The organism is Pseudomonas sp. Irchel 3H9, from assembly GCF_900187495.1.
GTDB lineage: Bacteria > Pseudomonadota > Gammaproteobacteria > Pseudomonadales > Pseudomonadaceae > Aquipseudomonas > Aquipseudomonas sivasensis.
The window spans coordinates 1-12957 of record NZ_FYDK01000011.1 but is presented as its reverse complement, the minus strand read 5'-3'; the positions used below and the strand labels follow the sequence as shown (position 1 = coordinate 12957).

Sequence of the window (12957 nt, the reverse complement as noted above, 5' to 3'; positions counted from 1 at the left end):
CACTATCAAGTTTCGTGTTGATGTTTGCAGCGACAAAAAACCATCCTGCGTTTTCCATGAAGGGCCGCGCTCATGAGCCCGCTTATCCTGATGGCGGCCGCAGGCCTAGGCATCGCCTTGCTGCTGTTCCTAGTGCTCAAATACAAATTCCAGCCGTTCGTGGCGCTGATGTTGGTCAGCATTATGGTGGCCCTGGTGGCGGGAGTTAAACCTGCCGATCTGGTCGCCACCATTGAAGGCGGCATGGGCAAGACCCTCGGCCACATTGCGATCATCATTGCCTTGGGCGCGATGATCGGCCGCATCATTGAGTTGTCGGGCGGTGCCGAGGCGCTGGCCAAGACCCTGATTGAACGCTTCGGTAATCGACGCACGCCCCTTGCCTTGACGATTGCCGGTTTCATTATCGGCGTGCCGGTGTTCTTCGAGGTGGGGGTGATCATCCTCATGCCGCTGGCCTACGGTGTGGCTCGTCGCGCTCGCAAGCCGTTGCTGATGTTCGCGTTGCCGATGTGCGCAGCGCTGCTTACGGTGCATGCATTTCTGCCACCGCACCCAGGTGCGGTCGCCGCCGCCAGCCAACTGGGTGCGGACCTGGGCCGGGTGCTGATGTTCGGGCTGCCGCTGACGGCGTTCCTGTGCTACGTCGGCTATCGCGTGGCGGGGCGCATGACGCGCTGCTTCTACCCGATGTCCGATGATATCCGCGCCGAAGTCTACGGCCCGCACGTCACCAACGACGACCTGCGCGCCTGGCAAGACGGCAAAACCCAAGAGGCGCAACAAGGTGCAGAGACCGTCTCGCACATGGGCCTGGAGGAATCCACCAGCAGTATCGTGGCCAAGCTGCCACCCGCCCCTGCGCCGGGTTTCGGCTTGATCGTCAGTTTGATCCTGTTGCCGATCGTGTTGATTTTGCTGGGTACGCTGGCCACGTCACTGCTGCCTGTCGAATCAACCCTGCGCGGCATCATGACCGTGCTCGGTGCGCCCCTCGTAGCGCTGCTGCTCGACACCTTGCTGTGTGCCTGGCTGCTCGGTTCCCGTCGCGGCTGGAGCCGTACCCAGGTCTCCGATGTAATAGGCTCGGCGCTGCCGGGTGTGGCCATGGTGATTTTGATTGCGGGTGCCGGTGGCGTATTCGGCAAGGTACTGGTGGATACCGGCATCGGCGCGGTGGTCTCCGACCTGCTGCGTACCACCGGGCTGCCGGTGCTGGCCCTGGGCTTTTTGCTGACCATGTTGCTGCGCGCCGTGCAAGGCTCCACCACCGTGGCGCTGGTAACCACCGCAGGTATCATCAGTCCGTTGATCGCCACGCTTAACCTGACGCCCAACCACATGGCCCTGCTGTGCCTGGCTATGGGCGGTGGCGGGCTGGCGATGTCGCACATCAACGACGCCGGCTACTGGATTTTCACCAAGCTGGCCGGCCTCAACGTGGCAGACGGCCTGCGGACCTGGACGGTGATCACCACCCTCCTCGGCACGCTCGGCTTCCTTATCACCCTGTTGATCTGGCCTTTTGTCTGATCGTTTTTCATCAGGAGTTCACATGCCTCGCTTTGCTGCCAACCTAAGCATGCTTTACCCCGAACACGCTTTTCTGGAGCGCTTCGCAGCGGCTGCGGCCGATGGTTTTGATGCCGTGGAGTATCTGTTCCCCTACGAATACAGCGCCCAGGTACTCAAACAGCACCTGAGCGACAACGGCCTGGTTCAAGCCCTGTTCAACGCGCCGCCCGGCGACTGGGCGGCGGGTGAACGCGGCATCGCCACCCTACCGGGCCGCGAAAGCGAATTTCGCGCCGGCTTCGACCGTGCCCTGGAATACGCCGCCGTGCTAGGCAATACCCGCATCCACGTGATGGCCGGCCTGCTGCCCTCGGAGCAGCACCGTGAGCGCCATCACGCGGTGTACCTCGAGAACCTGGCTTACGCCACCGCCCAAGCACGTCAGGCTGGCGTGACGGTGTTGCTGGAACCGATCAACACTCGCGACATGCCGGGGTTTTTCCTCAACCGACAGGACCAGGCACACGCAATCTGCAAGGAGGTCGGCGCAAACAATTTGAAGGTGCAGTTTGACTGCTATCACTGCCAGATCGTCGAAGGTGATTTGGCGGTCAAACTGCTTCGCGACATCAACGGCATTGGCCATATTCAGATTGCCGGCGTACCCGACCGACACGAACCGAACCTGGGTGAATTGAACTACCCCTACCTGTTCGAGCTGATTGACGAGTTGGGCTACGACGGCTGGGTCGGTTGCGAATACCGCCCCAAGAGCGACACCTCGGCAGGGCTGCAATGGTTGCGGGACTGGAAAGCGCGCTAAGTGATCAAGCCCCTGCATACCTTGGTGCGCACGGGCTCCTAAAACAAAAACAATAGGAAATACCCATGCACAGATTCAGTCCACGCCCCGCGGTCGGGCTGTTGTTGTCCCTGGCGTTGATCAGTTCCGCCGTCGGCGCCGCGTCGTTACCGGCCGCGACCGAGGGCGATTGGATCGCCCCGCAGTTCACCTTTCACACCGGTGAAAAACTCGCCAACCTCAAACTGCATTACATCACCCTCGGCAACCCCAAGAACCCCGCCATTCTCTACCTGCATGGCACCTACCGGCCCGGCAGCGATGTGCTGAGCAAGGATTTTGGCGGCGAACTGTTCGGCCCCGGGCAGCCGCTGGACGCCAGCAAGTACTACATCATCTCCACCGACGGCATCGGCGTGGGCCAGTCCAGCAAACCCTCCGACGGCCTGCGCGCAAAGTTTCCCGAGTACAACTACACCGACCTGGTTCAAGCCCAGTATCGATTGGTTACCGAAGGCCTGGGGATCAAGCACCTGCGGCTGATCATCGGCAACTCCATGGGCGGAATGCAAACCTGGATGTGGGGACAGACTTGGCCGCAGATGATGGACGCGCTGGTGCCCATGGCGTCCCAACCCACCGAGATGTCATCGCGCAACTGGATGATGCGCCGCTTGCTGGTGGAGTCGATCAAGCAAGACCCGGCCTGGAACAACGGTAACTACAGCGCGCAACCGCCGTCCTTGCGCCTGGCAAACGCGATGTTCAGCGTTGGCACCAGCGGCGGCACCCTCGCCTATCAGGCGGCGGCACCGACCCGAGCGCTGGCCGACAAGTTGGTGGATGAGCGCTTGAATGCCGCGCAAACCGCAGACGCTAATGACTTCATCTACCAATGGCAATCCTCCGCCGACTACAACGCAGCCCTCGGTCTGAACAAGATCCAGGCGCCGGTGCTGGTCATCAACTCGGCGGACGATGAGCGCAACCCTCCGGAAACCGGACGGTTGGAAGCGTCGATGAAAGAGCTCAAGCATGCACGGCTGCTGCTCATCCCCGCCAGTGCCGACACCCGTGGCCATGGCACCACGAGCATGGCGAAGTTTTACAGCAAGGAGCTGGGGCAATTCATGCAAGAGACTGAAAAGGCGCGTTAGGCTGGCTGGGGGTCGGACGGCAACATCAATTCGACCCCTTGCTTGCGAATCCCATCCGCCGCCGCAGGCGCCAATGCGTCATCACTGATGATCACATCGAACTGCTCCAACCCGGCAATTTTGTACATGCTGAACGTGCCGTACTTGGAGCTGCTGGCCACCAGCACCACTTGGGACGCCGATTGCATGGCCACCTGCTTGACCTCCACCTTCAGCGCCGACGGTGTGGTGATGCCGCGTCGCAGGTCCCAGGAGCTGGTCGAGATAAACGCGATATCCGTCACCACCTGACGCAGTGTCGCCACCGCCAGGCCGCCGACACAGGAATGATTGGAATGGTCGAGCTGCCCACCGGTATGAATCACCGTCACGTGGGGTGCATCCATCAACGCCTGAACCACGCCGAAGTCATTGGTCACCACCGTCATGCCACTGAGCAGTTTGATATAGGGCACGATCTCCAGGGTGCTGGTGCCGGCATCCAAATAAATAGTCATGTCCGCCAACAGGAGACGGGCCGCGAGTTTGGCCATCGCTTGCTTCTGCGGCAACTCAACCACGGCCTTGACCTGGTGGCTGGGCTCACTGTGAAGCTGGCTGGCAATGCGCACGCCGCCCGTCACCGAATACGCCAGGCCTTCCTGCTCAAGCAACGCGATATCGCGGCGCACCGTCATGTGTGAGCAGTCGAACATCTCCATCAACTGGTGAACACTCAGCACATGCTGTTTGCGCAACTGACGCAAGATCAACTCGCGACGCTGTTCAGGAATCATCGGCGCGCCGCTTTCGGCGGCCACGTCCTTCTGGCTTGGCATTCGGTGCTCCAAAGGCTTGGATCGGGTGGCGGTGATTGGCGTACATAGTAGCGAATCCACCCGCCGATCTGTAACTCACTGCACCTAATTCAGCTCGCTGTCCTTGATGTGGGCAATCGGCGCAAGCAACGACGGATCGAAGGGTTCCGGCGCGCGTCCCTCCAGCAACCGTTGTACAAGGTCCGGATTGGCCAAGGCAGCCTTGCCGACAGCGACAATATCTGCGCCAGCCTGCAGGGTTTGTTCAACGCTGCTCAAGTCCTGCACTCCGCCATTCGCAATCAACGCGACACCAGGCGCATAACGGCGAGCCAGCGTTACCAGGCTTGCCTCGTTACCGCTGAAGGCCGGCTGCCAGGCTTGATGCTCCGTCACATGGATGAAGTCGACCCCAGCGTCAGCCAAGCTGCCGAAGATAGTCTGTGCGTCATGTTCCCCACCCGCCCATTTGTGCTGAAAGTCATTGACCTTGCCCTGGGATATACGCACACCGACCGGCGAGTGCCCGACCACCTTCTTCACCGCTGCAATGACCTCAAGCGTCAGGCTCAAGCGCTGGCGAACATCACCGCCCCATCGATCTTCGCGTTGATTGGAGTAGCCCGTCATGAACTGATCCAGCAAGTAGCCGTTGGCACCATGGATCTCAACGCCGTCAAAGCCCGCGATTCCAACAGCCCGTTTAGCCGCCTGGGCAAACCCCTCAATGGCATCTGCGATAGCTTCATCGCTCATGGCCTGGGGCACTCGATACGCCCCCTCGCCGTAATAGAACTTCATCTGTTCGCCTTTCGGGCGAATGGCCGAAGGGCCAGCAGATTGCTCAACAAAACGGTTCGCCTGGCTCAATGCACCGGCGTGCATGATCTGCGCGATTGCTGCGCTCTCATGGCGATGAATCGCCTCGACTACCTCGCGCCAGGCAAGCGCCTGTTCGCTGTCCGTGATACCGGGCTGGTTCAGGTAGCCCTGGGCATATTGCCGATCGGTGTAGATCCCCTCCGTGATGACCAAGCCAAAACCGCCACGGGCAAAACGCTCGTAGTATCGCGCCATCGCAGGTGTGGCATTGCCGCTCTCGCTCGCACTGACGCGTGTCATGGGAGCAAGCGCCATGCGATTGTTCAGCTTAAGAGCGCCCATATCGAATGGAGTTACAATGCGCGAGTTTAGTGCTGTCATGATTTGCCCTCAATTATTCGCCAGCCACGACGATAAGCGTGGCAATCGCCCATTAGAAGCGCACGCTTGCAATAAGGCGCCTTAACGCAAACAGTTATAACCATGCAGATTCCCGAGATAGAGGTGTTCGCTAACGTCGCCATCAGCAGCAGTTTGTCCGAGGCTGCGCGGCGGCTTGGGCTGTCGGCGATGACCGTCTCACGGCGTCTGGCGGCCCTGGAAAAAGAGCTGGGTGTGCGCCTGGTACACCGCACCACACGCTCCGTCGCACTCACGCCGGAAGGCGAAATGTACCTGCCTTACGCAAAGACCATGCTTGAGGCCAACGAAGCTGCGCGGGCCACGTTGAAAACCAGTGCGGGCAGTGCCAGCGGCACATTGAGGGTCACCGCGCCTAGCGTCTTTGGCCAAACCGTCATCATGCCGCTGCTGCCAGCCCTGCTGGCTGACCACCCAACCCTCAAGGTCGACCTGACGCTATCGGATAGCATCATCGACATCGCCGGGCTCGGCATTGATGTGGCCATTCGCATCGCCACGCTGCGCGACTCGACATTGGTGGCTACCAACCTTGCGCCGAATCCGCGTGTCGTGTGCGCAAGCCCGGCCTACCTGGCGCAATGGGGCACACCGACGGTGCTGGAAGACCTCAATCATCATCGATGCATCGCGTTGCACGGAATGCCCTATTGGCCGTTCACCAACGGCGAGAACGCCGTGGCCATTCGAGCTCAGGGCGCGTTTTCCGCCAACAGTGTCGAGGCGGTGCGCACTGCAAGCAAACAAGGTCTGGGCCTGGCCATGCTGACCTATTGGGATATCCGCAACGAACTTGCTGAAGGCTCACTCGTAAAGGTGAACCTTGAGGATGTGCTGCCCGAGCAACTGTCGATCACGGCGGTGCTACCGACACGTCAACATGTGCCGCACAGAGTGCGCGTGTTCGTTGAGCACCTGGAAAAAGTACTCAACAATACACACAGCGAACCAGACGACCTTCTGCGCCAACACCCCACCACGAATCCAGGTGCACCATGATCAGAGAGTTGAAGACATTTATATGTGTTACGCAGCGGGGCACGTTCGCAGCGGCTGGCCAGCAGGTTGGGCTGACGCAGTCTGCCGTCAGCGCCCAGATCAAAAGCCTTGAGGACAGCTTGGGCGTCAAATTGTTTGACCGTACCGGACGCTCAGCCACGCTCAATTCAGCAGGCCAACGTGGCATTCCCCTGGCCGAGGAAATCCTGCGGCTTTTCGGTCGAATGGGTGCCGCAGACAGCGGCAATGACTTCCACGGCGCACTGCGAATCGGCGCGATCGGCACGGTTCAGACCGGGATCCTGCCGCAGGCGCTGGTGGCTTTGAAGTCACAGGCGCCTTTCATCGAAACCAACCTTGTGCCGGGTGTCTCGTTGAACCTGCTCAGCCAGGTGGACGCTGGCGAGCTGGACCTGGCCATCATGATCAGACCGCCTTTTTCCCTACCCAAGGATCTGCATGCCGAAGTCATCGCGCGCGAGGCTTTCGTATTGATCACGTCCAAAGATGTAGTGGGCGACGACCCGCTGGCGATTCTGGCGGAACAACCCTTTGTGCGGTATGACCGAGGCTCGTTTGGCGGGCGGCTGGTCACCCAGTTTCTCAAGCAGCAAAAAATCCATGTGCATCAGGCACTGGAGCTGGATGAACTGGATGCCATTGTCAAAATGGTACGCAGTGGGCTCGGCGTTTCGCTGGTACCCAAGGCGGGGCTATGGCTTGAACATGCGGATGACGTCAGGGTGCTGGAGTTGCGCCAGCTCACGTTTTTCAGGGAGATCGTACTGGTCTCAAAGTATCGGCAAAAACATTCACCGCTGTTCAACATCTTCCGGACCTGCGTCCTTGATGCGGCGTGATGCCTTCCGAATTCATATGAGCAATAGAAAATCAACCGCGGCACCGCAAGCTTTTGAGCGCTTGTACGACCTATCGTGGTGCAGCATGAACAACAATGGTGCAAAAGCCTGCGCTACCGATTTACTCATCGAAATAATTCGTGCTCAGGACTCAGAATTTGCGCTTTTCCCCACTGTGTTTCCGGATAAGAATTGATTCAGATCAAAACAAATCAATAGGAAATCACCGTGAGCCTCTCCCCTTTCCATCTGGCAATTCCCGTCTACGATCTGGCCGCCACACGTCACTTCTACGGTGAGGTGTTCGGTCTTTCCGAAGGTCGCTCCAGCGACCAATGGGTAGACTTCGATTTCTACGGCCATCAACTGGTCATCCACGAGCACCCAAAGACAGCGTCGCAGGAAAGCGTCCACAGCAACCCGGTAGACGGCCACGACGTACCGGTTCCACACTTCGGCATCATCCTGGAGTGGGCGCAATGGGAAGCGCTGGCAGAGCGCTTGAAAGCGCGCGCAACCAAGTTCGTGATCGAACCCTACATCCGCTTCCAGGGCCAAGTCGGCGAGCAGGCCACCATGTTCCTGTTCGACCCATGCGGCAATGCGCTGGAGTTCAAGGCGTTCAAGGATATGAGCCAGCTGTTCGCCAAGTAAGACGTTGTTCAAGCGACCGTCGCCATTAGAGCGACGGCGCACTCTCAAGCCGTGAAGCCTTGCTGTGTTGCGCCGGATACCTGTGAAAGCTCGTGCTTTCTCTGTCTCGCTGCACGCGCGTGGCCGATGCTTAGTCTGCCGCATGAGGATAGAGAACACTATGTCCGACCTCAGTTGCATTTTGGATGAGCCGCCAAGAGCGCCGCTCTCCACCGTGAAATGGCACTTTGAGCCGTGCGGTGATCGCTGCGTAATCCTTATATTTGGCAGCGTATTTTCCATTGACCTCAACCGCCAGGCCGCCTCGGTAGGCAGCCAATTACGCACTCTGGGCGCACACGGTCAACTGCCGGGCGTCACGGATGTTGTCTCTGCGATGGTGACCGTCGGCGTTCATTACTCTCCTGAGTCAATTGCCAGTCTTTTCCCCGGCGTATCGCCTTACGAATCGATCTGCAAACTTGTGACCGAGCGTCTCAAAGACTCGCACAGTGCTGCCGCAACGACAGTCACCCGCCTCGATATTCCCGTGTGCTACGACCCGGAATATGCCCCGGATCTTGAAGACATTGCACAGACCTGCGGCCTGACCACCAACGAGGTCATCGCCGCTCACTCGGCCGACTGGCTGGATGTGCTGATGGTCGGTTTCGCGCCAGGCCATCCATACATCGGCATGCACGACAGCGCCCTGTCGCTGCCGCGTCGCGCAACACCGCGCACGCTTGTAAAGCAAGGCAGCATCGGCATCGCTAACCGACAAAGTGTGATTTACCCGGCTGATCTCCCCGGCGGCTGGAACCTCATAGGGCGTACACCGCTGCCCATGTTTTCTCCCTTGAGTCAGCCGCCGTGTCTTTTACAGGGCGGCGACCAGATTCGATTTGTACCCATTACCCGCCATGAATTTGATCTGTTGGCTCGGGAGAACACGAAGTGACCATCAAGGTAATCAAACCCGGCATGCTCTCAACCTTCCAGGACACCGGTCGCCATGGGTTCCAACATTGGGGCGTACCCGTAACCGGCGTGATGGATGAAGATGCGCATGCCCTGTGCAACTTGCTGGTCGGCAACCCTCGCACCTTCAGCACGTTGGAAATGACCCTGCAGGGCCCGACGCTGCATTTTCAGGCCAAAGCCGTGATCGCACTCGCTGGCGCAGACCTTGGCGCCGAGTTGGATGCGATCCCGCTCAAGCCCGGCGTGGCTGCCCTGGTGTCTCCCGGCAGCACCTTGAGTTTCGGCAAACGGCGACAGGGCGCCCGCAGTTACCTCGCGGTAGGGGGCGGCTTTTTGCTGCCCCCGCTGATGAACAGCACCAGCACTTACTCCCGGGGCGGGTTCGGCGGGCTGCGCGGCCGCGCACTTCAAGCCGGGGATTTGATCCCCATCTGCTCATCGTTTGCCAACCCGCCACGCCTCAGCCCCCGCTCCCACTTTGGGCTGTACGAAGCGGTTGCCTGCGAACAGATAAGAGTGATCGCCGGAAGAGAATGGAAGGACTTTTCCGCCGAGTCCCAAGCGCACTTCTTGACCCATGACTACACCTTGAGCGGTGACTCGGACCGCATGGGCTACCGACTCGATGGCACACCGCTGGCGTTGTCTTCGCCCAAAGAACTGCTATCGGAAAGTGTCACGTTCGGCACCGTCCAGGTGCCCCCTAGCGGCAAGCCGCTGATCTTGATGGCCGACCGACAAACGACCGGCGGATATCCACGTATCGCCCAAGTAGCCAGCGTCGATCTGCCAAGGCTCGCGCAGTTACTGCCGGGCGATAAGTTGCGATTCTCTCTTATAGATTTGAGCGCCGCCGAAACCTTGCTGCTCACCCGCGCTCGCACGCTCAAAGCGATGGAGGCCTTCAATGCCTGAAATAGATTTCAACAGCGACCTTGGCGAAGGCTTCGGCATTTATCGCGCAGGCGACGATGCAGCGATTCTGCCCCACCTCACCTCAGCCAATATCGCCTGCGGGTTTCACGCTGGGGATTCGCGCTCGATGCGCTCAACGGTGGCGCTGGCCGCACAGCTGGGTGTGGCAATCGGCGCCCATCCAGGCTTTGACGACCTGCAAGGTTTCGGTCGCCGGATGATGACGCTGTCCGAGGATGAAGTGTACGAACTCATCGTTTACCAAGTCGGTGCGTTGCTGGGCTTTACCAAAGCGGCCAAGGTCGAACTGCGCCACGTCAAACCCCATGGTGCGCTTTACAACTTCGCCGCGGTGCACCGCCCCACTGCCGATGCGATCTGCCGGGCAGTAAAAGACATTGATCCGAGCCTGATTCTTTTCGGCTTGTCGGGTAGCACTTTGGTCACCGCCGCCCAAGCCTGTGGTTTAACCGTGGCGCAGGAAGTGTTTGCCGATCGCAGCTACCAGGAGGACGGCACACTGACGCCCCGCAGCCAGCCTGGCGCAATGATTGAAAACCTCCACGATGCCATCGATCAAGTCATGAACATGCTGCATTTAGGCGAAGTGCGCACCATCCAAGGGACCTGGGTACCGGTGACGGCACACACGCTTTGCCTACACGGCGACCAGCCTGGCGCTGCAGCGTTTGCCAGCGCGATCAGGCAAGCCCTGCTCAAAGAAGGCATCACCATTCAAAAACCCGCGCGTGCGCGTATTTGAGTGACACCCACAACGTTTACCCATAATAAAAAGGAAACAACCATGCCTCGTGAATCAAACCCCTCGTTTTAACTGCCGAGCTTAAAACCTCGTCTGAGAGCTGAATAGTCAATGACGGATGCGTCTGGGCGCCTGCATGCCCGGATGAACTGTGCACTGTCGGTTTTCAGTACGTCACTTTCAAGGCAGGCCCCTCTGCCACTTAACTCTTTTGGCCAATGGCCAGAGTGGAAGGTATTTATGTCTCGTGTTCTCTCTGAAAATACGCACTCGTCGCACCTCGACGTCGAGGCACACGCAACCAGCGGTACAACGCAGTCAGCCGTCATTGCCAAGCGCGCAGCCATGGCCTCGGCCACCGGCACCGCCGTTGAATACTATGAGTTCAGTATCTACGGCTATATGGCGACCATCATCGCACCTTTGTTCTTTCCGGGTGACAACCCTGCCGCTGCCCTCCTCGCCACACTGGCGGTGTTCGGCATTGCCTTTGTCATCCGCCCGATCGGCGGCGTGCTGCTCGGCCGCCTTGCCGACCGCATCGGTAGACGTCGAGTGCTGCTCAGCACCGTGATCGGGATGGGCACCGCAACTGCACTCATTGGGGTATTGCCCACCACCGCACAGATCGGACTGGCCGCCCCTATCCTGCTGGTGCTGTTGCGACTGTCCCAAGGTTTCTTCGCCGGTGGCGAAGTGGTAGGCGCCGCGGCGTTTGTAGCGGAATCTTCTCCTAACGGCAGACGCGGGTTCTTCGGTTCATTCACACCGCTGGGGGTTGCCGTGGGTGGCGCAACCGGGGCGATTGTCTGCGGTATCACCACCGGACTGCTCAGTGGCGAGCAGTTGCAGGCATGGGGCTGGCGCATCCCGTTTTTCTTGTCCATCCCGCTGGTTATGTTCTCGTTTTATATGCGGCACAACGTTGAAGAAACGCCGGAATTCAAAGCTTTCCTTGAGAAGGAAAAGCCACCGGTAGCGCCGGTCAAAGAGGTATTCAGCAAAAACCTGCCGGCACTGCTGCGGGTCATCGTATTCGCGTCGGCACAGAATGCGGGTTACTTCATCGGGATGGTGTTCATGAACATCTACCTCACGACCTACCTGCACTTCGACAAATCCAAAGTCTACTGGGTGATTGCAGTGATCAGCCTGTGCATGGCAGCGATGATGCCGTTCTGGGGTGGTTTGTCAGACCGTATCGGTCGTAGGAAGGCGCTGAGTATCGGCTTTCTGGGCTACGCGATTCTGGTGATTCCCATGATGATCCTGATGGACAGCGGCAGCCTCTGGATCGCCGCACTGGCTATGTTCGTCGCGACCCTGCCTATGCCGATCGTTCAATCGGTTGGCTACCCGACTTACGCAGAACAATTCCCGACACGTGTGCGCTACACGGCCATGGCGATCAGCATCAACCTGGGCGCCATCCTGGGCGGCGGCATCACCCCCTACGTGGTCACCTCGATTATCACCAAGACCGGCAATTTACTGGTACCGGGCTATTTCATGGCAGGCGCGGCAGTGTGTGCCTTATTAGCGATTCTCACCTTGCGTGAAACCTCCAAGGGCAACCTCCTTAGATAGTTCGACGCCACGTTACGCCCCCAACCCAAGCATAAGGTTGCAGCAGCATGGACATTGAAAAAGTAAAAGAACTGGTCAAATTGATCGAAGGATCAGGCTTGGCGGAGATTGATTTCAAAGAAGGCAGCAATCGGGTCCGTCTTCGTCGAGACCGTAAACCGGCCGCCGCTCCCCAGGCGGTCGCTCCCTCGCCACTATCCGAGTCGCAGACGGTACAGGTCGAGCCAAAACCCGCCGGCACGTTCATCACGGCGCCGATGGTGGGCGTGTTCTACCGCAAGGCCTCGGCGACTTCGGCAGCGTTTGTTGAGATTGGCCAATCCGTGGCAAAAGGCGATGTCCTGTGCATTGTGGAAGCCATGAAAATGATGAACACGGTGGAGGCAACCTGCAGTGGGGTCATTGAGGCAATCATGGTCGAAGACGGTCAGCCCGTTGAATACGACCAGCCCATGTTCAACATTGTTTGAGCGACGCGGAGGTCAGAATGAGTGAAGTCGCAAAACTGCAAAAAGTAGTCATCGCCAACCGTGGTGAAATTGCTTTGCGTATCGTGCGTGCCTGTAAAGAACTGGACATCAAGACCGTCGCTGTTTACTCGACGGCCGATACCGAATTGATGCACGTGAAACTGGCGGACGAAAGCATCTGCATCGGCCCGCCACTGGCCACGAACTCGTACCTGAAAGTCTCGAACATCATC

Annotated in this window: 14 protein-coding genes; 12 read left to right on the top strand and 2 right to left on the bottom strand. The window is 59.0% G+C overall.

Annotation, left to right across the window (positions count from 1 at the left end):
* The first annotated feature begins 72 nt into the window (after positions 1-72).
* From CKW32_RS26740 to CKW32_RS26730, 3 genes are all read left to right on the top strand, one after another.
* Entirely contained in the window at positions 73-1533 is a 1461-nt protein-coding gene (locus tag CKW32_RS26740) for an SLC13 family permease (protein WP_095186412.1), read from the top strand.
* A gap of 22 nt (positions 1534-1555) precedes the next feature.
* A complete protein-coding gene (gene otnI, locus CKW32_RS26735; RefSeq protein WP_095186411.1) occupies positions 1556-2338 on the top strand; it encodes a 2-oxo-tetronate isomerase in 783 nt (260 codons plus the stop codon).
* A gap of 65 nt (positions 2339-2403) precedes the next feature.
* Entirely contained in the window at positions 2404-3474 is a 1071-nt protein-coding gene (locus CKW32_RS26730; RefSeq protein ID WP_032885523.1) for an alpha/beta fold hydrolase, read from the top strand.
* Here CKW32_RS26730 and CKW32_RS26725 read toward each other — a convergent pair.
* Positions 3471-4292: a DeoR/GlpR family DNA-binding transcription regulator gene (locus tag CKW32_RS26725; RefSeq protein WP_032885529.1), complete on the bottom strand. Its 822-nt coding sequence runs from the start codon at positions 4290-4292 to the stop codon at positions 3471-3473. The genes CKW32_RS26730 and CKW32_RS26725 overlap by 4 nt on opposite strands.
* Before the next feature lie 84 nt (positions 4293-4376).
* On the bottom strand, positions 4377-5474 hold the full coding sequence (locus tag CKW32_RS26720) for a tRNA-dihydrouridine synthase (RefSeq protein ID WP_095186410.1): 1098 nt from the start codon (positions 5472-5474) through the stop codon (positions 4377-4379).
* 102 nt (positions 5475-5576) lie between these two features.
* Between CKW32_RS26720 and CKW32_RS26715 the strand changes: the two genes are divergently transcribed.
* From CKW32_RS26715 to CKW32_RS26675, 9 genes are all read left to right on the top strand, one after another.
* A complete protein-coding gene (locus CKW32_RS26715; RefSeq protein ID WP_095186409.1) occupies positions 5577-6512 on the top strand; it encodes a LysR family transcriptional regulator in 936 nt (311 codons plus the stop codon).
* Positions 6509-7372, top strand: coding sequence for a LysR family transcriptional regulator (locus tag CKW32_RS26710; RefSeq protein ID WP_095186408.1), 864 nt, complete (start codon positions 6509-6511; stop codon positions 7370-7372). The genes CKW32_RS26715 and CKW32_RS26710 overlap by 4 nt, the downstream gene beginning before the upstream one ends.
* A 228-nt stretch (positions 7373-7600) precedes the next feature.
* Positions 7601-8026 (top strand): VOC family protein, encoded by a 426-nt coding sequence (locus CKW32_RS26705; RefSeq protein WP_034105550.1) that lies wholly within the window; start codon positions 7601-7603, stop codon positions 8024-8026.
* Positions 8027-8186: 160 nt separating this feature from the next.
* Positions 8187-8966: an allophanate hydrolase subunit 1 gene (locus CKW32_RS26700; protein WP_095186407.1), complete on the top strand. Its 780-nt coding sequence runs from the start codon at positions 8187-8189 to the stop codon at positions 8964-8966.
* Complete coding sequence (locus CKW32_RS26695; protein ID WP_095186406.1) at positions 8963-9904, top strand: biotin-dependent carboxyltransferase family protein; 942 nt, start codon at positions 8963-8965, stop codon at positions 9902-9904. Before CKW32_RS26700 ends, CKW32_RS26695 begins: the two co-directional genes overlap by 4 nt.
* Entirely contained in the window at positions 9897-10667 is a 771-nt protein-coding gene (locus CKW32_RS26690) for a LamB/YcsF family protein (protein WP_095186405.1), read from the top strand. Before CKW32_RS26695 ends, CKW32_RS26690 begins: the two co-directional genes overlap by 8 nt.
* Positions 10668-10907: 240 nt before the next feature.
* Positions 10908-12254: an MFS transporter gene (locus CKW32_RS26685; RefSeq protein WP_095186404.1), complete on the top strand. Its 1347-nt coding sequence runs from the start codon at positions 10908-10910 to the stop codon at positions 12252-12254.
* 47 nt (positions 12255-12301) lie between these two features.
* The gene (gene accB, locus CKW32_RS26680) at positions 12302-12724 is read left to right on the top strand and encodes an acetyl-CoA carboxylase biotin carboxyl carrier protein (RefSeq protein ID WP_095186403.1); all 423 of its coding nucleotides are present in this window, start codon (positions 12302-12304) and stop codon (positions 12722-12724) included.
* A 17-nt stretch (positions 12725-12741) separates the two neighbouring features.
* Positions 12742-12957: biotin carboxylase N-terminal domain-containing protein (locus CKW32_RS26675; RefSeq protein WP_274603017.1), on the top strand; the 216-nt coding region annotated here is incomplete at its 3' end.